Origin of the sequence: Pseudomonas akapageensis, from assembly GCF_011355085.1 — a bacterium.
Classification (GTDB): domain Bacteria; phylum Pseudomonadota; class Gammaproteobacteria; order Pseudomonadales; family Pseudomonadaceae; genus Aquipseudomonas; species Aquipseudomonas akapageensis.
In genome coordinates, this window is the sequence record NZ_VXCP01000002.1 from 290,640 (window position 1) to 312,473 (window position 21,834).

Annotated in this window: 25 protein-coding genes and 1 riboswitch; of the genes, 21 read left to right on the forward strand and 4 right to left on the reverse strand. The window is 62.8% G+C overall.

What is annotated here, in order from left to right; translation table 11 throughout:
• Positions 1–226 precede the first annotated feature (226 nt).
• The 7 genes from F2S13_RS03215 to F2S13_RS03245 all read left to right on the forward strand — a co-directional run bounded on the left by F2S13_RS03215 (position 227) and on the right by F2S13_RS03245 (position 6,095).
• Positions 227–1,279: a DUF2066 domain-containing protein gene (locus F2S13_RS03215; RefSeq protein WP_166358995.1), complete on the forward strand. Its 1,053-nt coding sequence runs from the start codon at positions 227–229 to the stop codon at positions 1,277–1,279.
• A gap of 36 nt (positions 1,280–1,315) precedes the next feature.
• The gene (locus F2S13_RS03220) at positions 1,316–2,389 is read left to right on the forward strand and encodes an AI-2E family transporter (RefSeq protein WP_166358997.1); all 1,074 of its coding nucleotides are present in this window, start codon (positions 1,316–1,318) and stop codon (positions 2,387–2,389) included.
• Positions 2,390–2,567: 178 nt separating this feature from the next.
• Complete coding sequence (gene hda / locus F2S13_RS03225) at positions 2,568–3,272, forward strand: DnaA regulatory inactivator Hda (RefSeq protein ID WP_166359000.1); 705 nt, start codon at positions 2,568–2,570, stop codon at positions 3,270–3,272.
• On the forward strand, positions 3,266–4,039 hold the full coding sequence (locus F2S13_RS03230) for an NAD-dependent deacylase (RefSeq protein ID WP_166359002.1): 774 nt from the start codon (positions 3,266–3,268) through the stop codon (positions 4,037–4,039). The genes hda and F2S13_RS03230 overlap by 7 nt, the downstream gene beginning before the upstream one ends.
• 67 nt (positions 4,040–4,106) lie before the next feature.
• Entirely contained in the window at positions 4,107–4,733 is a 627-nt protein-coding gene (locus tag F2S13_RS03235; protein WP_166359004.1) for a C40 family peptidase, read from the forward strand.
• Between the two features lie 157 nt (positions 4,734–4,890).
• Positions 4,891–5,418, forward strand: a complete 528-nt coding sequence (locus F2S13_RS03240; protein ID WP_166359006.1) for a C40 family peptidase — start codon at positions 4,891–4,893, stop codon at positions 5,416–5,418.
• A 14-nt stretch (positions 5,419–5,432) separates the two neighbouring features.
• The gene (locus tag F2S13_RS03245) at positions 5,433–6,095 is read left to right on the forward strand and encodes a class I SAM-dependent methyltransferase (protein ID WP_166359008.1); all 663 of its coding nucleotides are present in this window, start codon (positions 5,433–5,435) and stop codon (positions 6,093–6,095) included.
• On the opposite strand, the gene F2S13_RS03250 is transcribed toward F2S13_RS03245, so the two are convergent.
• On the reverse strand, positions 6,051–7,415 hold the full coding sequence (locus tag F2S13_RS03250; RefSeq protein WP_166359010.1) for a PQQ-dependent sugar dehydrogenase: 1,365 nt from the start codon (positions 7,413–7,415) through the stop codon (positions 6,051–6,053). The genes F2S13_RS03245 and F2S13_RS03250 overlap by 45 nt on opposite strands.
• A 115-nt stretch (positions 7,416–7,530) precedes the next feature.
• Positions 7,531–7,756: riboswitch (cobalamin riboswitch) on the forward strand.
• 162 nt (positions 7,757–7,918) lie between these two features.
• Between F2S13_RS03250 and cobO the strand changes: the two genes are divergently transcribed.
• The 14 genes from cobO to F2S13_RS03315 all read left to right on the forward strand — a co-directional run bounded on the left by cobO (position 7,919) and on the right by F2S13_RS03315 (position 19,136).
• A complete protein-coding gene (gene cobO, locus F2S13_RS03255; protein ID WP_166359012.1) occupies positions 7,919–8,530 on the forward strand; it encodes a cob(I)yrinic acid a,c-diamide adenosyltransferase in 612 nt (203 codons plus the stop codon).
• On the forward strand, positions 8,527–9,822 hold the full coding sequence (locus F2S13_RS03260) for a cobyrinic acid a,c-diamide synthase CobB (protein ID WP_166359014.1): 1,296 nt from the start codon (positions 8,527–8,529) through the stop codon (positions 9,820–9,822). The genes cobO and F2S13_RS03260 overlap by 4 nt, the downstream gene beginning before the upstream one ends.
• The gene (gene bluB / locus F2S13_RS03265; RefSeq protein WP_166359016.1) at positions 9,819–10,469 is read left to right on the forward strand and encodes a 5,6-dimethylbenzimidazole synthase; all 651 of its coding nucleotides are present in this window, start codon (positions 9,819–9,821) and stop codon (positions 10,467–10,469) included. Before F2S13_RS03260 ends, bluB begins: the two co-directional genes overlap by 4 nt.
• Complete coding sequence (gene cbiB, locus F2S13_RS03270; protein ID WP_166359017.1) at positions 10,466–11,374, forward strand: adenosylcobinamide-phosphate synthase CbiB; 909 nt, start codon at positions 10,466–10,468, stop codon at positions 11,372–11,374. The genes bluB and cbiB overlap by 4 nt, the downstream gene beginning before the upstream one ends.
• Positions 11,367–12,359: a threonine-phosphate decarboxylase CobD gene (cobD, locus tag F2S13_RS03275; RefSeq protein ID WP_166359019.1), complete on the forward strand. Its 993-nt coding sequence runs from the start codon at positions 11,367–11,369 to the stop codon at positions 12,357–12,359. The genes cbiB and cobD overlap by 8 nt, the downstream gene beginning before the upstream one ends.
• Positions 12,356–13,822: a cobyric acid synthase gene (locus F2S13_RS03280; RefSeq protein ID WP_166359021.1), complete on the forward strand. Its 1,467-nt coding sequence runs from the start codon at positions 12,356–12,358 to the stop codon at positions 13,820–13,822. The genes cobD and F2S13_RS03280 overlap by 4 nt, the downstream gene beginning before the upstream one ends.
• A gap of 1 nt (position 13,823) precedes the next feature.
• A complete protein-coding gene (cobU, locus tag F2S13_RS03285) occupies positions 13,824–14,345 on the forward strand; it encodes a bifunctional adenosylcobinamide kinase/adenosylcobinamide-phosphate guanylyltransferase (protein WP_166359023.1) in 522 nt (173 codons plus the stop codon).
• On the forward strand, positions 14,342–15,397 hold the full coding sequence (gene cobT, locus F2S13_RS03290; protein ID WP_166359025.1) for a nicotinate-nucleotide--dimethylbenzimidazole phosphoribosyltransferase: 1,056 nt from the start codon (positions 14,342–14,344) through the stop codon (positions 15,395–15,397). Before cobU ends, cobT begins: the two co-directional genes overlap by 4 nt.
• Entirely contained in the window at positions 15,394–15,969 is a 576-nt protein-coding gene (gene cobC / locus F2S13_RS03295; protein ID WP_166359027.1) for an alpha-ribazole phosphatase family protein, read from the forward strand. Before cobT ends, cobC begins: the two co-directional genes overlap by 4 nt.
• A gap of 2 nt (positions 15,970–15,971) precedes the next feature.
• On the forward strand, positions 15,972–16,703 hold the full coding sequence (locus tag F2S13_RS03300) for an adenosylcobinamide-GDP ribazoletransferase (protein WP_166359028.1): 732 nt from the start codon (positions 15,972–15,974) through the stop codon (positions 16,701–16,703).
• 38 nt (positions 16,704–16,741) lie between these two features.
• Positions 16,742–17,146 (forward strand): MarR family winged helix-turn-helix transcriptional regulator, encoded by a 405-nt coding sequence (locus F2S13_RS03305; RefSeq protein WP_166359029.1) that lies wholly within the window; start codon positions 16,742–16,744, stop codon positions 17,144–17,146.
• Positions 17,147–17,214: 68 nt separating this feature from the next.
• The gene (locus tag F2S13_RS03310; RefSeq protein WP_166359030.1) at positions 17,215–18,417 is read left to right on the forward strand and encodes an MFS transporter; all 1,203 of its coding nucleotides are present in this window, start codon (positions 17,215–17,217) and stop codon (positions 18,415–18,417) included.
• The gene (locus tag F2S13_RS29595; protein WP_281354532.1) at positions 18,414–18,536 is read left to right on the forward strand and encodes a hypothetical protein; all 123 of its coding nucleotides are present in this window, start codon (positions 18,414–18,416) and stop codon (positions 18,534–18,536) included. The genes F2S13_RS03310 and F2S13_RS29595 overlap by 4 nt, the downstream gene beginning before the upstream one ends.
• A gap of 54 nt (positions 18,537–18,590) precedes the next feature.
• The gene (locus F2S13_RS03315) at positions 18,591–19,136 is read left to right on the forward strand and encodes a glutathione peroxidase (protein WP_166359031.1); all 546 of its coding nucleotides are present in this window, start codon (positions 18,591–18,593) and stop codon (positions 19,134–19,136) included.
• A 215-nt stretch (positions 19,137–19,351) separates the two neighbouring features.
• Here the strand turns inward: F2S13_RS03315 and F2S13_RS03320 are convergent, their stop codons facing one another.
• The 3 genes from F2S13_RS03320 to F2S13_RS03330 form a co-directional block, all read right to left on the reverse strand.
• Complete coding sequence (locus F2S13_RS03320; RefSeq protein ID WP_166359032.1) at positions 19,352–20,632, reverse strand: OmpP1/FadL family transporter; 1,281 nt, start codon at positions 20,630–20,632, stop codon at positions 19,352–19,354.
• A 154-nt stretch (positions 20,633–20,786) separates the two neighbouring features.
• Positions 20,787–21,269: a hypothetical protein gene (locus F2S13_RS03325; RefSeq protein WP_166359033.1), complete on the reverse strand. Its 483-nt coding sequence runs from the start codon at positions 21,267–21,269 to the stop codon at positions 20,787–20,789.
• A gap of 272 nt (positions 21,270–21,541) precedes the next feature.
• The gene (locus F2S13_RS03330; RefSeq protein WP_166359206.1) at positions 21,542–21,766 is read right to left on the reverse strand and encodes a hypothetical protein; all 225 of its coding nucleotides are present in this window, start codon (positions 21,764–21,766) and stop codon (positions 21,542–21,544) included.
• Between the last annotated feature and the right edge of the window lie 68 nt (positions 21,767–21,834).

The window sequence follows — 21,834 nt, forward strand, 5'->3', positions numbered from 1 at the left end:
CGGCCATCCTCAGGCCGACGGGCAGGGCCAATATCGACAGAAAAATATTTGCTTGAAGTCTGCGACTGGTTGCAACGCCGAGGGCTGTATAAGGTATAGCAGTGACAACGTGACAAAATCTTGCGAGGGTGCATTGAATGATTTGCTCCCAAGCGCGGTCACAAGGCTGTTCAATCGACTGCACGCGGCTTGCCAGGCTCGCGTCTCTGCCCCTCAGGAACCTTTCATGCGTTTGTGCAAATACTTGTTGGTCAGCTGCTTAACATTGCTCAGTCTGTCCGGGCACGCCGAAACCGTGAAAAACCTTTATCAGGTGCGTGAGCCTGTCAGTGGTCAATCCACCGATGAGCGCACCCAGGCCGTCCAGCGGGCGCTCGAGACCCTGGTACTGCGCCTGACCGGCGACCCCAAGGCTTTCGAGAGTGCCGGCCTTGCCGAGTTGCGCAACGACCCGCAGCAAATCATCAGTAAGTTTGGTTATGAAGCCGGCCCGCCGGAATCCTTGCTGGTGGATTTCGACCCGGCGACCACCGACCGGGCCCTGCGCAAGGCCGGCCTGGCACAGTGGGGCAGCAACCGCCCGACCATTCTCGGCTGGTGGCTCAATGATGGTAGCGAGGGCTCGAGCCTGGTCGGCGACGGCCAGGGCAGCGCCCAGCCGCTGCGTCGTGCCGCCCAGCATCGTGGGTTGCCGCTGCGCCTGCCCCTGGCGGACCTCAACGAGCAACTCGTCGCCACAGCCGAGCACCTGGAGGGTACCGACCCTGCGCCTCTGCGTGCTGCATCCGCGCGTTATGGCGCCGATGCCTTGCTGGCCGTACACGCCACGGAGGCCAGTGGCCAATGGCAGGCCAAATGGAATCTGTGGCTGCTGGATCAGCACCAGCAGGGCACGGCCCAGGGCGCCGACCCGGCGGCCCTGGCCGATGCGGTCATGCTGGCGGTCAATAACAGCCTCGCGCCGCGTTTCGTCGCCAAGCCCGGTGCCAGCAGTGTCATACTCTTGCAGGTTCAGGGCATGAACCTTGAACGTTATGCTGAACTGGGAAGGGTGCTCGAGCCGTACGGCTCGCGCCTGAAAGTTGTCGATGGCAGCACGATCACTTATCAGGTGACCGGCAGCGCCGATCAGCTGCGAGCCCAGTTAGGCCTGGCCAAGTTGCAGGAGCTGCCCGCCGAAGCGCCGGCCGCGCCGATTCCGGTCAATCCGGCCGCGGCCCCGGGCACTACGCCGGCAGCCACGCCGCAACCTTTCACCGGAATGCGTTTCCGTTGGTAAGAACATTCTGTTTAGGCATCGGGCATGGAGCCTTCAATGACTGATACGCGTCGCTGGGTATGGTTGACCGTGGTGCTGGTGTTCGGCGCCCTGTTGTATTGGCTGCATCCGATTCTCTCGCCGTTTCTGATCGGGATTTTTCTGGCCTATCTGGCGGACCCGTTGGTGGATCGGCTGGAGCGGATCGGGTTGTCGCGTACCTGGGGCGTGATCGCGGTGTTCGCCCTGTTCAGCCTGATCCTGGTGATCCTGTTGCTGGTCCTGGTCCCCATGCTGGCCAAGCAGTTGGTGCGCCTGTACGAACTGGCGCCGCAAATGCTCGACTGGCTCCAGCACATTGCACTCCCTTGGGTGCAGACGCGGTTGGGACTGGTTGAAGGTTTCTGGAAGTTCGACAAGATCAAATCGGCCATCTCCGAGCATATGGGGCAGACTTCCGACATCGTCGGCGTCGTACTCAGTCAGGCCACGGCCTCGGGGCTGGCCCTGCTTGGCTGGCTGGCGAACCTGGTCTTGATCCCGGTGGTGAGCTTCTATCTGTTGCGTGACTGGGACCTGATGATGGCCAGGTTGCGCGGGCTGTTGCCGCGCCAGCGTGAAGAGCAGGTGGTGAATCTGGCCGGTGAGTGCCATGAGGTGCTCGGTGCCTTCGTGCGTGGGCAGTTGATGGTGATGGTGGCCCTTGGGGTGATCTACGCCGGCGGGCTGATGCTGGTGGGGCTGGAGCTGGGGCTGTTGATCGGCATGCTCGCCGGTCTTGCCGCCATCGTGCCTTATATGGGCTTCGTCATCGGCATCGGTGCGGCGATGATTGCCGGGTTGTTTCAGTTCGGTGGCGATCTGTATCCCTTGCTCGGTATCGCCGCGGTGTTCATGGTCGGCCAGGCACTCGAAGGTATGGTGCTGACGCCCTTGCTGGTAGGCGATCGCATCGGCCTGCATCCGGTGGCGGTGATTTTCGCCATTCTGGCCGGTGGCGAACTGTTCGGATTTACCGGCGTATTGCTGGCTTTGCCGGTAGCGGCGGTGATCATGGTGCTGGTGCGGCACGTGCATGATCTCTATAAAGAGTCGGACATGTACGGTGGCGAGATCGACCCGGATTTGTAACCCGGGCCGGGCTTGCGCTCGCGCAATGATGTCAAATTGCTCTCAATTAAATGTGCGGTGATCGCAAACCTTTGATTTTGCTTGCGGTCTGTTGCATTGTGCGCCCGGCTTCACGGGTATAAACTTTGCTAACTTTACACAGAGGCCCCTTACGGTTCGCTTGAACTGTTCAGCCAGCATGAAACCGATTCAGCTGCCCCTAGGTGTGCGTCTGCGTGATGACGCAACCTTCATCAACTATTATCCAGGCGCCAACGCCGCAGCCCTCGGCTACGTCGAGCGACTTTGCGAAGCCGACGCCGGCTGGACGGAAAGTCTGATTTATTTGTGGGGCAAGCAGGGCGTAGGGCGCACTCACCTGTTGCAGGCTGCGTGCCTGCGCTTCGAACAAATTGGCGAGCCGGCGGTATATCTGCCTCTGGCACAGCTGATCGATCGCGGTATCGAGTTGCTCGACAACCTTGAACAGTACGAGCTGGTCTGTCTGGACGACCTGCAGGCCGTGGCCGGCAAGCCGGATTGGGAAGAAGCCCTGTTTCATCTGTTCAATCGCCTGCGCGACAGCGGCCGTCGTTTGCTGATTGCCGCGTCCAGTTCGCCACGCGAGCTACCGATCAAGTTGCCTGACCTCAAGTCGCGGCTGACCATGGCCTTGATCTTCCAGATGCGTGCCCTGTCTGACGAAGACAAGCTGCGCGCCTTGCAGCTACGGGCTTCGCGCCGTGGCCTGCACCTGACCGATGAGGTCGGGCATTTCATTCTCACCCGTGGTACCCGCAGCATGAGCGCCTTGTTCGACTTGCTCGAGCGCCTCGACCAGGCGTCGCTGCAAGCCCAGCGCAAGCTGACCATTCCCTTTCTCAAGGAAACCCTCGGTTGGTAGATCCGCGGCTGATCGTCCAGGCCGCAGCAGCGCTGCGCCGGGCCCAGCGCATTCTGATCATCACCGGTGCCGGGCTGTCCGCCGATTCCGGCTTGCCGACCTATAGAGGGCTGGGTGGGCTGTACAACGGCGTGACGGCCGAAGGCATTCCAATCGAGCAGGCCTTGTCCGGGCCCATGTTGCGCAGCAACCCGGCCTTGTGCTGGAAATACCTGGCGCAACTGGGCACCGCTTGCCTGGGGGCTCGCCCGAATGCCGCGCATGAAGCCATTGCCCGCTTGCAACAGGCCAAGCCCGAATGTTGGGTACTGACGCAGAATATCGACGGCTACCACCGTGCAGCCGGTAGCCCGCTTCACCGCCTGATTGAAATCCACGGGCAACTGGCACCGCTGTATTGTCAGTCCTGTGGTGCGGTCAGCGATGCCTTGCATGAACATTTGCAGGAACCACTGCCGCCACGGTGCCGGGTATGTTCGGGCATCCTGCGCCCACCGGTGGTGCTGTTTGAGGAAATGTTGCCGGAAGTCGCGCTGGATACGCTGTATGAACAGCTGGCGCTGGGCTTCGATGCGGTGCTGGTAATTGGCACCACCGCCAGCTTCCCCTATATTCTTGAGCCCGTCTTGAATGCACAGGCCAGTGGCGGCTTCACCATCGAAATCAATCCGGCGCCGACCGATTTGAGCCAGGGTGTGGATGTCTACCTCAAGGGAAGGGCCTTGGATGTTATGGGCGAACTGATAAGTCACATTTTATTCGATTGAATTTGCAAATGAGGATGATAGAAGGCATAGTCGCGGCTTCATAAAAATCTTTGACACGGTCGTGCCCATGCTAAAGCGCTTCGCACCCCTCGTGCCCCTCGCACTCGTTACCCTGCTTTTTGGTTGCGCGGCTCATTCGCCGGTTTCGCAGCAGCAGGTTACCAACCCGGTTACCGCTCAAGTAGCGGGCAATCCTTCCTCGGTTTTGCAGGAAGAATTGATGACCGAGAAAGAGCTGGCTGAATTCTCCAACAGCAAGCCTTACCAGCTTCCAGCCCTGGCTGACAGCATCCTCGAACGCGGCATGTCGCTGATCGGTACCCGTTACCGTATGGGCGGTACCTCGGAAGCGGGCTTCGACTGCAGCGGCTTCATCGGCTATCTGTTCCGCGAAGAAGCGGGCATGAACCTGCCGCGCTCCACGCGTGAAATGATCAACGTGAATGCGCCGCTGGTGGCTCGCAACAACCTCAAGCCGGGTGATCTGCTGTTCTTCAGCACCAACGGTCGTGGCCGCGTCAGCCATGCCGGTATCTACCTGGGCGATGACCAGTTCATCCACTCCAGCAGCCGTCGCAGTGGCGGTGTGCGCATCGACAACCTCGGTGATCGCTACTGGAGCAAGACGTTCATCGAAGCCAAGCGCGCGCTGGCCATGGCGCCGGCCTCGGGCACGGTCATTTCCAGCAAGTAAATATTCCGCAGGTGCAATTAAACGGCGACGCCGCTTGAAAAAAGCGCGTCGCCGTTGTGTTTTCGCAAACAGCAGCTAGTATTATCGGGTTAAGACCCTCTGGCCAATGGCCAGCCTCGCGGCGGAGCAAGCCGGATCAGATCAGGATGTTCTGTGTATGTCGAAAATGGCACGCGTTGCCCTGGCGCTTTTCGCTGCACTGCTCGGTGCGTGCTCGAGCCATTCTCCACAGCCTCGGGTTGTCCAGCCAACCGTGGCCCCCCAACCTTTTTTCTCGCCAATTGCCGATGACGTGCTGATTCGTGCATTGGGCCTGGTCGGCACGCCCTATCGCTGGGGCGGCAACACGCCGGACTCGGGTTTCGATTGCAGTGGCCTGATCGGTTATGTCTACCGTGATGCCGCCGGCATTGCGTTGCCGCGCACGACCCGCGAGATGATCGTCATGGGTGCCCCGGATATCGGGCGCGAGGCCCTGCAGTCCGGTGACGTGGTGTTTTTCGCCACCAATGGCGGCTCCCAGGTCAGTCATGCCGGTATCTATGTGGGCGAAGGGCGCTTCGTCCATGCGCCCGCCACGGGCGGCACGGTGCGCCTGGATTACCTGTCCAACGCCTATTGGCAGAAAGCCTACCTCAACGCCAAGCGCGTTCTGCAGCCAACCAACCTGGCGCATAATCCCTGAAAAGGGAGCCTGGAATGACAACAGAAACGCTCTACCTCGATGACGCGCTGTACCACTACCTGCAACATGTCTCGCTGCGCGAAACCCCGCTGTTGCGGCAATTGCGGGACGAGACCCAGGCGCTGCCCATGGCGCGATGGCAGATAGCGCCGGAACAGGGCCAGTTTCTGGCCTTGCTGGTGCGCTTGATGGGGGCCTCCCGGTTGATCGAGGTCGGTACCTTCACCGGCTACAGTGCCCTGTGCATGGCCCAGGCGATGCCGGATCAGGGCCAACTGATTTGCTGCGACCTTCCCGGCGATTACAACGAGACGGCCCGGCGTTACTGGCAGCAAGCGGGGGTGGCCGGCAAGATTGATCTGCGCCTGGCGCCTGCCCTGGACACGCTGGCGCAGCTGGAGCAGCAAGGGCAGGGCGGCAGTTTCGACCTGATTTTCATCGACGCCGACAAGGCCAACTACCCGCAGTACCTGGAAAGCGCCTTGCGCCTGTTGCGCGTGGGTGGCCTGGTCCTGTTCGACAATACGCTGTGGAGTGGCCGGGTGCTCGAGGCCGAGCCCGAAAGCGCCGATACCCGGGCCATCCAGGCGCTCAACCTGGCGTTGAAGGATGACCCGCGTGTCGATCTTTCGTTATTGCCGTTGGGGGATGGGCTGACCCTGTGCCGAAAGTGCTGAATTGCCCTTGGCAGCCGTTATCCGCCAGATCGTATTGCCCACGTCATCGGCCACCAACACGCCGCCCTTGTGATCGTTGACCACCCCGACCGGGCGGCCCATGGCATTGCCCTCGGCGTCGAGGAAGCCGCTCAACAAATCGATGGGCGCGCCGCTGGGCTTGCCGTCGCTGAATGGTACGAACAGCACCTTGTAGCCACTGCGGGGCTTGCGGTTCCAGGAACCATGCTGACCGATGATCGCGCCCTGGTTGAAAGGCGCGGGCAGGGCCCTGTCTTCGGCAAAGGCCAGACCCAGTGACGCGGTGTGCGGGCCGACCGCGTAATCAGGGGCGATGGCCAGGGCAATGAGCGCCGGATTCTGGGGCTCGACGCGATTGTCGATGTGATGGCCGTAATAGCTATACGGCCAGCCGTAGAAGGCGCCGTCCTTGACCGAGGTGATGTAGTCGGGGACCAGGTCGCTGCCGATTTCGTCACGTTCGTTCACGGCGGTCCAGAGTTGCCCGGTGTGCGGTTCCCAGGCCATGCCGTTGGGATTACGCAGGCCCGAGGCGAATATCCGCTGGGTGCCCTTGGCCGGGTCGACTTCCCAGATGGCGGCGCGGCCTTTTTCCTGGTCCATGCCGTTTTCGCCAACGTTGCTGTTGGAGCCGACCGTGACATAGAGCTTCTTGCCGTCCTGGCTGGCAATGACGTTTTTGGTCCAGTGGTGATTCAGAGTGCCGCCAGGCAGGTCGACCACCTTGCTGCCCGGTCCCTTGATCGAGGTGGCGCCGCTTTCATAGTGAAAGCGCAGCAATTTATCGGTATCGGCGACATACAAATCGTTGCCGACCAGGGTCATGCCAAAGGGCGAGTTCAGGTTTTCGATGAAGGTGCTGCGGGTTTCCGCAACGCCGTCATGGTTCTGGTCGCGCAACAGCGTGATCCGGTTGGGGCTTGGGACCCCGGCACCGGCTTTTTTCATGGCCATGCCCATGACCCAACCCCTGATGCCCTTGCCATCGTCCGGCTTGGGCGGGGCGTTGGTTTCCGCCACCAGCACGTCGCCGTTGGGCAGCACGTAGAGCCAGCGGGGGTGATCGAGCCGGTCGGCGAAGGCGGCCACTTGGGTGCCCGGGGCGGCAACCGGCTTGGCGCCCTGTGGCCAGCCGATGGCCGGGGCGACGTTCACTGTGGGGATCAGGGTCTTGTTCGGCTTCGGCAATGTGGGCGCAGGACCGGAGCCGTCGGCGACCTGCAGCCTGGCAGTCTCGCCACTGCAAGCGGCAAGACCGCTGGCCAATACGATCAACAGGGCAAGCTTGGTTCTTTGCACGATGATTCTCCCACCAAGGAAAAATACCTCTTAAGGATAGAGGTGGCGCTGCATCCAAGGTTCAATGGTCGAGATGACATGGGCTTTAATTGACGCTCCACCCCCAACCCTCTAACCTTCGCGACTTGTTCCAGGTGCTCTGCAACCTTACGGGTTGCCGGAGTGAAACAGGGAAGCCGGTGGGCGTGCATGGCGCGCGATTCCGGCGCTGCCCCCGCAACGGTAGATGAGTCAGGGTCGCGCAGTGGCCACTGGACCGGTTCCGGTCCGGGAAGGCGTGCGACCTGGGGATTGATGCCCCGCTCATGAGCCCGGAGACCGGCCTGAAACACCCCACAGCAATGCGCAGCGAATCCTGCGTCTGCTTTGATCAATTCATCTGTCGCGCGGGTGAGAGCGGCATTGACGATTTTCAGCCATGAACCAGCCCTGGCCCATGCCGGCGGCTGCCTGTCGTGGCGCTTCGTCGATGCTGCCCATTTGCGCGTTAGCGGAGAGCTGCGATGACTGAGTCCACCGAACGTGACGAGCGCCATGTGGCGCGCATGCTGCGCAAAAAAGCCGTGATCGACGAACGCATTGCCAATGCGCCGAACGAGTGTGGGCTGCTGCTGGTATTGACCGGCAATGGCAAGGGCAAGAGCAGTTCGGCGTTCGGCATGCTCGCCCGGGCCATGGGCCATGGCATGCAATGCGGCGTGGTGCAGTTCATCAAGGGGCGCAATAGCACCGGTGAAGAACTGTTCTTCCGACGTTTCCCTGAGCAGGTCCGCTTCCACGTGATGGGCGAAGGCTTTACCTGGGAAACCCAGGACCGCCAGCGCGACATCGCCGCTGCCGAAGCGGCCTGGGTCGTGGCCCGGGAGCTACTGAGCGACCCGTCGATCGGTCTGGTGGTGCTCGATGAACTCAACATTGCCCTCAAGCACGGCTATCTCGATCTGGATCAGGTGCTCAACGACCTGCAGGCCCGCCCGTTGATGCAGCACGTGCTGGTGACCGGTCGCGGCGCCAAGCCCGAGTTGATCGAACTGGCCGACACGGTGACCGAGATGGGTATGCTCAAGCATGCCTTCCAGGCCGGTATCAAGGCCCAGAAAGGCATCGAACTATGACCGATGCGCGTCGTTGCCCGGCGGTGTTGATCGCCGCGCCGGCTTCCGGCCAGGGCAAGACCACCGTGACCGCTGCACTGGCCCGCCTGCACCGTAATCAAGGGCGCAAGGTGCGGGTCTTCAAGTGCGGGCCGGACTTTCTCGACCCGATGATCCTCGAACGCGCCAGCGGTGCGCCGGTGTATCAGTTGGACCTGTGGATGGTCGGTGCCGATGAGAGTCGTCGCCTGCTATGGGAAGCGGCAGCCGAAGCCGACCTGATTCTGATCGAAGGGGTCATGGGGCTGTTCGATGGCACGCCGTCGAGCGCGGACCTGGCGCGGCACTTTGGCGTACCGGTGCTGGCCGTCATTGACGGTACGGCCATGGCCCAGACCTTCGGTGCGCTGGCCCTGGGGTTGGCGCGCTATCAGCCGGACCTGCCGTTCGCCGGTGTACTGGCCAACCGGGTCGGCACCTTGCGTCATGCGCAACTGCTTGAAGGCAGCCTGACCGAAGGCTTGCGCTGGTATGGCGGCTTGTCCCGGGAAACCGGCATCGAGTTGCCGAGCCGGCATCTTGGGCTGGTCCAGGCCAGTGAACTCAACGACCTGGATGTACGCCTGGATGCCGCCGCCGCTGCCTTGGCCGAAAGCTGCGATGCAGCCTTGCCGCCGCCGGTCGAGTTCGCTGCACCCGTGCCGGCAGGCGTCGAGCCATTGCTGGCAGGCGTGCGTATCGCCGTGGCGCGGGACGAGGCGTTTGCCTTCATTTATGGCGCGAACCTGGACCTGTTGCGGGCCATGGGCGCGCAGTTGGTGTTCTTCTCGCCGGTGCATGATCGAGCGCTGCCCGACGCCGACAGCCTGTATCTTCCGGGCGGCTACCCGGAACTGCATCACCTGACGCTTGCGGCCAATGCTTCGATGCTCGCCGATATTCGCGCTCATCACGCAGCGGGCAAGCCGTTGCTGGCCGAATGCGGCGGTATGCTCTACCTGCTCGATGCCCTCACCGACGTGCAGGGCCAGCGCGCCGAGTTGCTCGGCCTGCTGCAGGGCGAAGCGGTCATGCAAAAGCGCCTGGCGGCCCTGGCCCTGCAGGCGGTCGGACTGCCGGAAGGGAACCTGCGCGGGCACACCTACCACCATTCCCTGACCACGACCGAGCTGGCACCCATTGCCCGGGGCCAAAGCCCTAACGGTGGGCGTGGCGCCGAGGCGGTTTATCGCCAGGGACGCATGACCGCGTCCTACGTGCATTTCTATTTCCCCTCCAACCCCCAGGCGGTGGCGGCGCTGTTCAAACCATGAGCGATCAGGCCTTCAGCGAGGATGAGCGAGCAGCGGTCTACCGTGCGATCGCCGAACGGCGCGACATGCGTCACTTCACCGGCGGCACGGTAGCCCCCGAACTGCTGGCGAAATTGCTCGCCGCGGCCCATCAGGCGCCCAGCGTTGGCCTGATGCAGCCCTGGCGCTTCATTCGCGTCAGCGATCGCGCCCTGCGCCAGCGCATCCAGGCGCTGGTCGAGGAGGAGCGGGTGCGTACGGCCGATGCGTTGGGCGAGCGCTCCGACGAGTTCATGAAACTCAAGGTCGAAGGCATCAACGACTGCGCCGAAGTGCTGGTTGCCGCACTTGGCGACGACCGCGAGCGGCATATCTTCGGTCGCCGGACCTTGCCGGAAATGGATATGGCGTCCTTGTCCTGCGCCATTCAGAATCTGTGGCTGGCGGCGCGTGCCGAGGGCATGGGCATGGGCTGGGTCTCGTTGTTCGAGCCAAAGGCTATGGCCGAACTGCTCGGCCTGCCGGCAGGTGCCAAGCCGCTGGCGATCCTTTGCCTGGGCCCGGTAGAAAAGTTTTATCCGGCGCCCATGCTGGCGCTCGAAGGCTGGGCCGAGCCCAGGCCGTTATCCGACCTGCTGTATGAAAACCATTGGGGAGTGAAACCATGAGTGTGGCGTTGCTGAGTGTCGCCGGAGTGGCGCTGGATGCGTTGCTGGGCGAGCCCAGGCGCAGACATCCGCTGGTGGCTTTCGGGCGCCTGGCCGATCGTCTCGAGCAGCGCTTCAATGGCGGTGGCCGGGGCTGGCGCAGCCACGGCGTAACGGCCTGGTTTCTCGCGGTGATCCCGCTGACACTGCTGGCGACGCTGCTGTCGTGGCTGCCCTATATCGGCTGGATCGTCGAGATTCTGGCCCTGTATTGCGCCCTTGGCCTGCGCAGTCTGGGCGAGCACATCACGCCGGTGGCCGAGGCGCTGCGCCGTGACGATCTGGACGAGGCGCGCCTGCGTGTGGGGTATCTGGTCAGTCGCGAAACCGCTGAGCTCGACGGCACCGCCGTGGCGCGGGCCGCCACCGAGTCGGTGCTGGAAAACGGCAGCGATGCGGTATTTGCCGCCTTGTTCTGGTTCGTCGTGGCCGGCGCCCCGGGTGTCGTGCTCTATCGCCTGAGCAACACCCTGGATGCGATGTGGGGCTATCGTAACGAAAGGTTCGAGCGCTTCGGTTGGGCCGCTGCGCGTATCGACGATGTGCTCAACTATATTCCGGCACGGCTGGTGGCCCTGACCTACGCGCTACTGGGTAAAACCCGGCTGGCGCTCAAGTGCTGGCGAACCCAGGCGCCGGCCTGGGATAGTCCCAACGCCGGTCCCGTAATGGCCTCCGGTGCCGGAGCGCTGGGCGTGCAGCTGGGCGGTGCGGCGACTTATCACGGCGAGCTGCATGAGCGCGCGCAGCTGGGCGAAGGCCCGGCGGCCGATGCCGGCGCCATCGAGCGTGGCTGGCGTCTGGTCCGCCATGGCGTCTGGTTGTGGCTGCTGGTCCTGTGCCTGGGGGCTGAGTTCTATGCTTGAACACGGTGGTCGCCTGCAGCGTGCTGCCCAACAGTACGGCATAGCGGTGGAGCAATGGCTGGACCTGTCCAGCGGCCTCGCACCCTGGCCCTGGGATATCCCGGCCATTCCCGTGCGTGCCTGGGCGCGCTTGCCGGAAACCGACGACGGGCTGGAAGCCGCCGCCTGTGCCTACTATGGCACCCGCCAGGTCTTGCCGGTGCCGGGTTCGCAGGCAGCGATTCAAGCGCTGCCGCGTTTGCGTCGCAGCGGCAAGATCGGGGTGCTCTCGCCCTGTTATGCCGAGCACGCCGAAGCCTGGCGCCGCAGCGGACATGTGGTGCGCGAGATCACTGAGTCAGAAGTGGATTTCTTTCTCGACAGCCTCGATGTGCTGGTGGTGGTCAATCCCAACAACCCGACCGGGCGCCTGTTGCCGCCCGAGCGCCTGCTCGAGTGGCATGGGCGCCTTGCTCAGCGCGGCGGCTGGCTGGTGGTCGACGAAGCCTTTATGGACAACACCCCCGAGTCGAGCCTGGCGGCTCGTACCGAACGAATCGGTTTGATCGTATTGCGCTCGTTCGGCAAGTTCTTCGGCCTGGCCGGCGTGCGGCTCGGCTTTGTTCTGGCCGACAGCAAACTCTTGCGCCTGCTGGCCGAACAGATCGGTCCGTGGGCCGTCAGCGGTCCGACACGAGTCCTGGGAACGGCTTGCCTGCTCGACACACAAGGCCATCAACAACAGATTCTGCGAAGCGCCCAGGCCAGCGAGCGCCTGGCACGCTTGCTCCGGCGTTTCGGCTTCGCTCCGCAGGGTGGTTGCGCGTTGTTCCAGTGGCTGGTGACCGATCAGGCTGCACAGCTGCACGACTTCATGGCCCGGCGCGGGATATTGCTGCGTTTGTTTGTGCCAACCTGCAGCCTGCGCTTCGGCCTGCCAGCCGAGGAAGCCGATTGGCAGCGCCTCGAGCAGGCTTTCAACGATTATCTCAAGGAAATTTCATGACCACCCTGATGGTGCAAGGCACCACCTCGGATGCCGGCAAGAGTACGCTGGTGACGGCGCTGTGCCGCTGGTTGACGCGGCAGGGCGTGCGCGTGGTGCCGTTCAAGCCGCAGAACATGGCGCTCAACAGCGCGGTGACCGCAGACGGCGGCGAGATCGGCCGCGCCCAGGCGGTCCAGGCCCAGGCTGCGGGCCTCGAGCCGCATACGGACATGAACCCGGTCCTGCTCAAGCCCAACAGCGACACCGGTGCTCAGGTCATCATCCATGGCCGCGCGGTCACCAGCATGAATGCGGTGGCCTATCACGACTACAAGGCCATCGCGATGCAGGCCGTATTGGCTTCGCATCAGCGCCTGAACGCCGAGTACCCGGTGGTGATGGTCGAAGGCGCCGGTTCACCGGCAGAAATCAATTTGCGCGCCGGCGATATCGCCAACATGGGCTTTGCCGAAGCGGTGGACTGCCCCGTGTTGCTGATCGCCGACATCAATCGCGGCGGGGTGTTCGCCCATCTGGTCGGCACCCTGGAGTTGCTCTCGCCCAGCGAGCAGGCGCGGGTCAAAGGCTTTGTCATCAATCGCTTTCGCGGCGATATCGCCCTGCTGCAGCCGGGCCTGGACTGGTTGGAAGAACGCACCGGCAAGCCTGTGATCGGCGTGCTGCCGTACGTGCTCGACTTGCATCTGGAGGCCGAGGACGGGATTGATCAGCGTCAATCCGACAAGGCTGCGCAAGTGCTCAAGGTGGTCGTGCCGGTACTGCCACGGATCAGCAATCACACCGACTTCGATCCCTTGCGCCTGCACCCGCAGGTCGACTTGCAGTTCATCGGCCCGGGCCAGAGCATTCCACCGGCCGATCTGATCATCCTGCCCGGCTCCAAGAGCGTGCGCAGCGACCTGGCCTACCTGCGCAGCCAAGGCTGGGACGCCGCCATCACCCGTCACCTGCGTTATGGCGGCAAACTGCTGGGCATTTGTGGAGGCCTGCAGATGCTTGGCCAACAGCTGGATGACCCGCTGGGCCTTGAAGGCGCTGCCGGTTCCAGCCCGGGCCTGGGCCTGCTGGACTTCGCTACCACGCTCGAGGCCGAGAAGCAGCTGCGCAACGTGCGTGGTCGGCTGGTGCTCGAGGATGCAGAGGTCAGCGGCTATGAGATTCATGCCGGCGTGACCCGTGGCGCGGCCCTGGAGCGTGCTGCCGTGCGGCTCGACGATGGCCGTTGCGACGGCGCCATGAGTGAAGACGGGCAGATTCTCGGCACCTACCTGCACGGTCTGTTCGAGTCGGGCCCTTCCTGCAGTGCCTTGCTGCGCTGGGCGGGGCTGAAAGAGGTAGAGGAAGTCGACTACCACGCCTTGCGCGAACTGGATATCGAGCGCCTGGCCGACCTGGTCGAGGAGCATCTGGATACGGGCTACCTGCGCCAACTGTGCGGGCTGCAACAGGACACCCACTGACATGCTGCAACTGATACTCGGCGGCGCCCGTTCGGGCAAAAGCCGCCTGGCCGAGAAGCTGGCCAGCGAAAGCGCACTGGCCGTGACCTACATCGCTACCAGCGAACCACTGGACGGGGAGATGAGTGCGCGGGTGCAGATGCATCGTGAGCGCCGTCCGTCGCACTGGGCGCTGGTCGAAGAACCGCTGGCACTGGCGCGGGTATTGCGCGAAAACGCCAGCGCCGAACGCTGCCTGCTGGTCGATTGCCTGACGTTGTGGATGACCAACCTGTTGCTGCAGGACGATCCCCAGCGCCTCGCTGATGAGCGCCAGGCGCTGCTCGACTGCCTGGATGAACTGCCCGGCGAAATCATTCTGGTCAGCAACGAAACCGGCATGGGCGTGGTGCCATTGGGTGAACTGACCCGGCGCTTCGTCGATGAATCCGGCTGGCTGCACCAGGCCATCGCCGAGCGCTGCCAGCGCGTGGTGCTGACGGTGGCCGGCCTGCCCCTTACCCTCAAAGGACCCGCATTATGAGTCAATCCTGGTGGTTGGACGCCTGTCGGCCAGTCAATCGCGACGTGCAGCAGCAAGCCCTGGCGCGTCAGCAACAACTGACCAAGCCGGCTGGTTCGCTTGGCCAGCTCGAAGCGATCGCGGTGCAACTGGCCGGACTGCAAGAGCGAATCAAGCCCAGCCTGGAGCAAGTGTGGATCGCGATCTTTGCCGGTGACCACGGCGTAGTGGCCGAAGGCATTTCGGCCTATCCGCAAGCCGTCACCGGGCAAATGCTGCACAACTTCGTCAACGGCGGCGCGGCGATCAGCGTGCTGGCGCGGCAGTTGAATGCGCAATTGGAAGTGATCGACCTGGGCACGGCCACGCCGCTCGATGATCTGCCCGGCGTGCGACATGTGCGCATTGGTGCGGGCACCGCCAACTTTGCCCAGACCCCGGCCATGACCCGGGCCCAGGGGCTGCTCGCCCTGCAGGCCGGGCGCGAGAGTGCACTGCGTGCGGTGGAAGGCGGCGCGCAATTGTTCATTGGCGGTGAAATGGGCATCGGCAACACCACGGCGGCGAGTGCGCTGGCCTGTGCCTTGCTCGATTGCCCGGTGGCGGATCTGGCCGGCCCCGGTACTGGCCTCGATGCGGCTGGTGTCAGCCACAAGGCCCAGGTGATTCAGCGCGCGCTGCAGACCCATGCGGCCTTGCCCGACGACCCCTTGTCGCGTCTGTTCTGTTTCGGTGGGTTCGAAATCGCCGCCCTGGTCGGTGCTTATCTGACTTGCGCCCAGGCTGGCGTGGCGGTGCTGGTCGACGGCTTTATCTGCAGCGTCGCGGCGCTGGTTGCGGTGCGTCTGAACCCCGAGTGCCGGCAATGGCTGCTGTTCGGCCACCGCGGTGCCGAGCCCGGTCATCGGCACATCCTGCAAAGGCTCGAGGCCCAACCCCTGCTCGATCTCGGCCTGCGCCTGGGCGAGGGCAGCGGTGCCGCGCTGGCAGTGCCCTTGTTGCGCCTGGCCTGCGACCTGCACGGACAGATGGCGACCTTCGCCGAGGCGGCCGTCGCCGACCGCGGGCAATGACCCTGCATCTGGACCTGTTGCGCCATGGCGAAACCGAACTCGGCGGCGGCCTGCGCGGCAGCCTCGACGACGCCCTGACCGCGACCGGCTGGGCGCAGATGCGTGCGGCGGTCGAGCCGGGCGGGCCCTGGGATCGCCTGATCAGCTCGCCGTTGCAGCGCTGTGCCTTGTTCGCCGAGGAGCTGGCCGAGCGGATGGCACTGCCGCTGGCGTTGGACGAGGGCCTGCAAGAGCTGCACTTCGGTGACTGGGAAGGCCGTAGCGCCGCTGACCTGATGCTCACCGACGAACGCGGCCTGGGCCTGTTCTGGGCCGATCCGTACAGCTTCACACCGCCCCGAGGCGAGCCGGTGGCCGAATTTTCCGAGCGGGTGCTGGCGGCGGTCGAGCGCTTGCGGCAGGCCCATGCCGGCGAGCGCATATTGCTGATCAGCCATGGCGGGGTCATGCGCCTGCTGCTGGCCCGGGCACGTGGTCTGCCACGCGAGCAATTGCTGCAGGTCGAAGTTGGCCACGGCAGCCTGTTCCACCTCGGTGTCGATGAGCATGGCCGCTTGAGCGAGCGCCGCTGATCATGCTGCCATTCTGGATCGCCCTGCAATTTCTCAGCAGTTTGCCGGTGCGTTTGCCCGGGATGCCCGAGCCTCGGCAAATGGGCCAGTCCCTGCTCTGGTATCCGTTGGTGGGGCTGCTGTTCGGTGTGCTGTTGTGGGCGTTCGACCATCTGCTCGGCGCTGCGCCGGCGTTGCTGCATGCTGCGCTGCTGCTCTGCGCCTGGGTCTTGCTCAGCGGTGGGCTGCACCTGGATGGCCTGGCCGACAGTGCCGATGCCTGGCTGGGGGGCTTCGGCGATCGCGAGCGTACCCTGGAGATCATGAAGGACCCGCGCAGCGGACCGATTGCCGTGGTCACGCTGGTGCTGGTGCTGTTATTGAAGTTTGCCGCCGTGCTGGCATTGATCGAAGCCGGGCAGGGCATGGCCTTGATCCTGGCGCCGGTGTTGGGGCGAGCAGCCATGCTTGGATTGTTCCTCAACACACCCTATGTGCGTGTCGGTGGGCTGGGGCAGGCACTGGCCGAACATCTGCCGCGCCGGCAAGCGCTGTGGGTCTTGCTGGCTGTTGCCGCAGGCAGCATGGCCCTGGCGGGGGGGCAGGGCGTCTGGGCGCTGGCGACGGCGGGTATAGTGTTTTTCTGGCTCAGGCACCTGATGTTGCGGCGTCTGGGAGGCACCACGGGGGATACCGCCGGGGCTTTGCTGGAGTTGCTTGAGCTGGCCGTGTTGCTGGTCTGGGCGCTGATTTAGACTTGCACTCGGCGAATTGCGGGTATATACACGTAACAATGTTGACGACCGAATGCTTCTGCACCCATCTACGCCGTGCCGCCCGTGGCGTGACCCGGCACTATGACGACGCGCTCGAACGCTTCGGGATCAACGTTGCGCAGTTTTCCTTGCTGCGCAACATCCAGCGCCTCGACCAGCCGAGTATTTCCAGCCTGGCCGAAGCGGTCGGCCTGGATCGCAGTACACTGGGACGCAACTTGCGCGTGCTCGAAACCGCAGGTTTGGTCGAGCTGGCCGAAGGCGAGGATTTGCGTAATCGCCTGGTGCGGGTGACGCCTGAAGGTTGCCAGCGACTGCAGGTGGCCTTGCCGGTCTGGGAGTCTGCCCAACAGCAGTTGCTGGAAAAAGTCGGTGCCGAGCGGCGCGATGCCTTGTTTGCGACCCTCGAGTTGTTGGAGTAAGGGCGACATCGATTCAGTAAATGCGGGTATATACCCGCACATCAGCATTGTTCCTGGAGAGAAAAACAATGACATCGGTATGGCGGACCAGCGGTTGGATACTTCTGGGCAGTGCCTTGATCCTGGCGCTATCGCTGGGCGTGCGGCACGGTTTCGGCCTGTTCCTGGCGCCCATGAGTGCGGAGTTTGGCTGGGGACGTGAAGTGTTCGCCTTTGCCATCGCCTTGCAGAACCTGATCTGGGGCCTGGCGCAGCCGTTTACCGGTGCCCTGGCCGACCGCTGGGGCGCGGCGCGCGTGGTGGCGATAGGCGGGGTGCTCTATGCCGTTGGCCTGGTGCTGATGGGGTTGTCCGATTCGGCCTGGTCGCTGTCGCTCAGCGCTGGCCTGTTGATTGGTATCGGTCTGTCTGGCACTTCCTTCTCGGTAATCCTGGGTGTGGTCGGGCGCGCCGTGCCGGCCGAGAAGCGCAGCATGGCCATGGGTATCGCCAGCGCCGCCGGTTCCTTCGGTCAATTCGCCATGCTGCCCGGCACCCTCGGGCTGATCGGCTGGCTGGGCTGGTCGGCGGCACTGTTGGCCCTGGGCTTGCTGGTGGCGCTGATTGTGCCTTTGGTGGGTTTTTTGAAGGATCGGCCGCTGCCATCCCTGGGGCATGAACAAACCCTGCGCGAGGCGCTCAAGGAAGCCTGCTCGCATTCAGGCTTCTGGCTGCTGTCGCTGGGCTTTTTCGTCTGCGGGTTCCAGGTCGTGTTCATCGGCGTGCACTTGCCTTCGTACCTGGTCGATCAACATCTGCCGGCCAAGGTGGGTACCACGGTGCTGGCGCTGGTGGGCCTGTTCAATATCTTCGGCACCTACATTGCCGGTTGGCTGGGCGGGCGCATGTCCAAGCCACGGCTGCTGACGGCGCTCTATCTGATTCGGGCGGTGGTCATCGTGACATTCATCAGCGTGCCGCTGTCGGTGACCAGTGCCTACCTGTTCGGTGTCGCCATGGGGCTGCTCTGGCTGTCGACCGTGCCGCTGACCAATGGCACCGTGGCCACCCTGTTCGGGGTCAGAAATCTCTCTATGCTGGGAGGCATCGTGTTTCTGTTCCACCAACTGGGTGCATTTCTCGGCGGCTGGCTGGGAGGTGTGGTTTACGATCAAACCGGGAGCTATGACTTGGTCTGGCAGATCTCCATCGCGCTCAGCCTGATCGCGGCCGCCCTGAACTGGCCGGTGCGCGAGCGTCCTGTGGCGCGGCTGCAGGTGCAACCGGCATGAACAGCGCCCGGCTCTGGCTGGGCGGCCTGTTGCTGGGCGGCTTGCTGCTGGCGCTGATCTGGTGGGGCTGGCAGCGCGGCGGCCTGGCGCTCATGCAATTGGGCATGGGTGCTTGCTAGCTGGCGCAAAGGGCGAGTAAGTTCCTTGCTATCAAATGGATCCGGGAGAAGACCATGCGCCGTTTAGCCCTTTCACTGTTCTTGCTGGTAACTGCGCTGCCAGCGCTGGCCGATGGCTGCCCCGAGGTGTTGCAAGGGACTCTGCCAATGCTGCGCGACAAGTCGCAGATTGACCTGTGTGAACGCTTCGCCGGTAAGCCGCTGGTGGTGGTCAATACCGCCAGTTACTGCGGTTTTGCACCACAGTTCGATGGGCTCGAAGCCTTGTACAAGAACTACAAGGAGCAGGGCCTGGAGATGCTTGGGGTGCCTTCCAATGACTTCAAGCAAGAGGCCAGCAACAGCGCCGAGACCGCCAAGGTTTGCTACAAGAACTACGGCGTGACCTTTACCATGACTGAGCCGCAGGTCGTCCGGGGCGACAAGGCCACGCATCTGTTCAAGGTGCTGGCCGCCCAAAGCAGCTCGCCGAAGTGGAATTTCTACAAGTATGTGGTCGATCGCCAGGGCAAGGTGATCGCCAACTTCTCCAGTTTGACCAAGCCGGATGATCCGGACCTGATTGCGGCGATCGAGAAGGCGATAGCTTCCAAGCCCTGAACAATGCCGGGACGCCCTCGTTCCCCCTGTGGGAGCGGGCTTACCCGCGATTGGAAGGCGCAGCCTTCCCCTACGATTATGGCTTGAAGCAGCAGGGGGCCGCTACGCAGCCCATCGCGGGCAAGCCCGCTCCCACAATGGTTTTGCGGTGACTGGAAGAATAAAAAAGCCCCGCCTCTTTCCTGGCAGGGCTTTTTCATGTCGCGTGCGCTGAATCAGAAGCGGTAGGTAACACCGGCACCCAGACCAATTGCACTGTTTTCATACTTGGCGTTGAACGCGCCTTTGGAAGGGCTGGCATCGTGGACTTCGACGTCTTGTTCCTTCAGGTAGTTGGCAGCCAGGTCGATGGTCCAGTCGTCGGTTGGGCTATAGCCAGCACCGATGCTGAACACTGTACGGTCGCCGCTCGGGATGCGCGGGGAGCGGTTGGTGTTGTTGGTCGGCGACTGATCGACCGAGAAGCCGGTACGCAGGACCCATTCCTTGTTCAGCTTGTAGGTTGCACCGATGGCGTGAGCCCAGGTGTTGTGCCAGTTCTGCTCTTCGGTGATGGTGCCGATCGGGCCGGCGCTGCCGCCGAGGGCTGCAGGTACGCCTTCGTTATTGACGGTGATGTCTTCCAGGCGGCTCCAGCGCGTCCAGGTGCTGCCCACGTGCAGGGTCAAGGCATCGGTCAGCTCGTGAGTGATCGAGAAATCGACGGACTCAGGTGTCTTGACTTTCAGCGATGCATCGAACTCGCTACCGCTTGCCGCACCGAAGGAGCCGACACCGGTGATCTTGGTGGTGCCTTCGAGCTTGTAGTCGACCATGGAGTGGTAGGTCAGGCCGACGCGCGTCTTGTCGGTTGCCTGGACCAGCACGCCGATGTTGTAGCCAACGGCGGTGTCGTCACCCTCGACGTTCACTTTGCCGTCGTTGCGGCCTGGGGTAATGCGGCTCAGGGTCGCGGATTGCAGGTTGCCATCGATGCGGTTGATGGTCGGGCCGAAGCCGACAGAAACCTTGTCGTTGAAGGCGTAGCTGATGGTCGGTTGAATGGTCACGACCTGCACGGTGCTCTTGCTGCCGAAATAGCGACCGGCAAAGCTGTTTTCGTAGTCGGTCATCAGGCCGAACGGGGCATAGATACCGATACCGAAGGCCCAATGCTCGTCGATTGGCTTGACGTAGTAGCCCATGGGCACGCCGACGAACGGAACCATATCGCCATTGGTGGTGCCACCGGGAACGTTCGGGCCATCCAGGCTGATATCGGAGCTGGCGATGATGGCGGCAGCGCCTACGGTCACTTCGTCGCGCTTGAGGCGCGACATGCCGGCGGGGTTGCCAAACACGGTGCTGGCATCATCGGCAGTCGAAGAACGACCAGCAAAACCGGTGCCCATGCCACTGATGCTTTGTTCGTTGAGGGCAAAGCCACTGGCGAAGAGTTGAGTGGACGCCACGGCGACAGCGAGGCCGAGGGTGGTTTTGAGTATTACTTTTTTCATTATTAGAACTCGTTGATGATCACCGGAGCGAAAATTACCAACATTTTGCCCGCAGCGCTATAGGCTGTATCGCAGAAGATAGAGCGGTTTTGTAGGACAATCCGACCAAATTTTTGAGTCTTTGGCGAACTGATGGGAGGATTCAGGTAAAGGGTCAGCAGGCATGTTGAGCAAGCGGCGCGATCCAGGTACGCCACGCGCTGGTGAAGTCGCGCAAGCGACCCTGGGGTTGGAACGTTTGACGCCAGATTCTGGCCATGCCGAGCAGGTCGTCGGCAGCAGGCAAGGGGGTTTGCTGTTCTTCGACCAGCATCCAGGCGATGGCGGTGGCGTAGCGAAGATTGACGGTCAGTTCCAGGTGCGGGCCGCTGAGAAAGGCATGTTGGCTGGCCAGGCCGCGCACCAGGCTGGCGAGTTCAGGGTCGAGTGCGAGGTAATGATCCCAAAGCGCCTGGTGGCGCATTTCACCAATTCGATACAGGCCGTGTCCGCGTCTGTCGTGGAGCGCCGAGCCCAGGGCCGATTGGCTGGCTGCGATCCCCAGGAGCAGAGCCTCGGCGGTGTCACAGTGGCGGCCGAGGTAGATCAGCGTGGGGCGGATCACAAATTGGCACAACTCGCTCGCGGCGATACCCATAAAACCCTCGAACTGGTAAATGGCCGGCAAGGCCCTGGTGCTTGGCAGCTCGGTGAATCGGTCAGGCCTGCCGGAAGCGGATCGCACCGCTTGAGTTGAAGTGTAGTGTCATATTGGTGCCGTAAAGGGCTGTTTTTAAAATATTTTAAGCCGCGAGTTATAACGCATATATCGTCCGGTGATTAAAGAATCCCGGGTTTGCGACGGTTTTGCAGGCATAAAAAAGCCCCGCTGCATGGGCGGGGCTGGCGTTTTCGGGCTTGCTGCAAGCCTTAGGCGGTCAGGGCCTGACGCGTGCGATCGATCACAGCCTGCAAGGGTTCGGCGCTTGAATATTGCTCCGGGTACAGGCGTTCGGTATGGCGGGCAATGCCATGCTCGTTGACGATCGTGAAGCTGAAGCAACCTTTGCGAGCGGCCATGATCAGGCAGTTCATGGGGGCGAAGGCATTGGTGAGGGCGCGAATGGCATCCTGAGTATGAATTTGATGAGACATCATTGTGGGTGTTCCTGCAATAAACACAGATATGAACTGTGCAAAATGAAAACGTTCCAGTAAGCCGG

What these genes read in the sequence shown, in the direction of transcription:
- F2S13_RS03215 (WP_166358995.1), top strand. Translation starts at nt 227, where the DNA reads ATGCGTTTGTGCAAATACTTGTTGGTCAGCTGCTTAACATTGCTCAGT.
- F2S13_RS03220 (WP_166358997.1), top strand. Translation starts at nt 1,316, where the DNA reads ATGACTGATACGCGTCGCTGGGTATGGTTGACCGTGGTGCTGGTGTTC.
- hda (WP_166359000.1), top strand. Translation starts at nt 2,568, where the DNA reads ATGAAACCGATTCAGCTGCCCCTAGGTGTGCGTCTGCGTGATGACGCA.
- F2S13_RS03235 (WP_166359004.1), top strand. Translation starts at nt 4,107, where the DNA reads ATGCTAAAGCGCTTCGCACCCCTCGTGCCCCTCGCACTCGTTACCCTG.
- F2S13_RS03240 (WP_166359006.1), top strand. Translation starts at nt 4,891, where the DNA reads ATGTCGAAAATGGCACGCGTTGCCCTGGCGCTTTTCGCTGCACTGCTC.
- F2S13_RS03245 (WP_166359008.1), top strand. Translation starts at nt 5,433, where the DNA reads ATGACAACAGAAACGCTCTACCTCGATGACGCGCTGTACCACTACCTG.
- cobO (WP_166359012.1), top strand. Translation starts at nt 7,919, where the DNA reads ATGACTGAGTCCACCGAACGTGACGAGCGCCATGTGGCGCGCATGCTG.
- F2S13_RS03260 (WP_166359014.1), top strand. Translation starts at nt 8,527, where the DNA reads ATGACCGATGCGCGTCGTTGCCCGGCGGTGTTGATCGCCGCGCCGGCT.
- bluB (WP_166359016.1), top strand. Translation starts at nt 9,819, where the DNA reads ATGAGCGATCAGGCCTTCAGCGAGGATGAGCGAGCAGCGGTCTACCGT.
- cbiB (WP_166359017.1), top strand. Translation starts at nt 10,466, where the DNA reads ATGAGTGTGGCGTTGCTGAGTGTCGCCGGAGTGGCGCTGGATGCGTTG.
- cobD (WP_166359019.1), top strand. Translation starts at nt 11,367, where the DNA reads ATGCTTGAACACGGTGGTCGCCTGCAGCGTGCTGCCCAACAGTACGGC.
- F2S13_RS03280 (WP_166359021.1), top strand. Translation starts at nt 12,356, where the DNA reads ATGACCACCCTGATGGTGCAAGGCACCACCTCGGATGCCGGCAAGAGT.
- cobU (WP_166359023.1), top strand. Translation starts at nt 13,824, where the DNA reads ATGCTGCAACTGATACTCGGCGGCGCCCGTTCGGGCAAAAGCCGCCTG.
- cobT (WP_166359025.1), top strand. Translation starts at nt 14,342, where the DNA reads ATGAGTCAATCCTGGTGGTTGGACGCCTGTCGGCCAGTCAATCGCGAC.
- cobC (WP_166359027.1), top strand. Translation starts at nt 15,394, where the DNA reads ATGACCCTGCATCTGGACCTGTTGCGCCATGGCGAAACCGAACTCGGC.
- F2S13_RS03300 (WP_166359028.1), top strand. Translation starts at nt 15,972, where the DNA reads ATGCTGCCATTCTGGATCGCCCTGCAATTTCTCAGCAGTTTGCCGGTG.
- F2S13_RS03305 (WP_166359029.1), top strand. Translation starts at nt 16,742, where the DNA reads ATGTTGACGACCGAATGCTTCTGCACCCATCTACGCCGTGCCGCCCGT.
- F2S13_RS03310 (WP_166359030.1), top strand. Translation starts at nt 17,215, where the DNA reads ATGACATCGGTATGGCGGACCAGCGGTTGGATACTTCTGGGCAGTGCC.
- F2S13_RS29595 (WP_281354532.1), top strand. Translation starts at nt 18,414, where the DNA reads ATGAACAGCGCCCGGCTCTGGCTGGGCGGCCTGTTGCTGGGCGGCTTG.
- F2S13_RS03315 (WP_166359031.1), top strand. Translation starts at nt 18,591, where the DNA reads ATGCGCCGTTTAGCCCTTTCACTGTTCTTGCTGGTAACTGCGCTGCCA.
- F2S13_RS03320 (WP_166359032.1), bottom strand. Translation starts at nt 20,632, where the DNA reads ATGAAAAAAGTAATACTCAAAACCACCCTCGGCCTCGCTGTCGCCGTG.
- F2S13_RS03325 (WP_166359033.1), bottom strand. Translation starts at nt 21,269, where the DNA reads ATGGGTATCGCCGCGAGCGAGTTGTGCCAATTTGTGATCCGCCCCACG.
- F2S13_RS03330 (WP_166359206.1), bottom strand. Translation starts at nt 21,766, where the DNA reads ATGTCTCATCAAATTCATACTCAGGATGCCATTCGCGCCCTCACCAAT.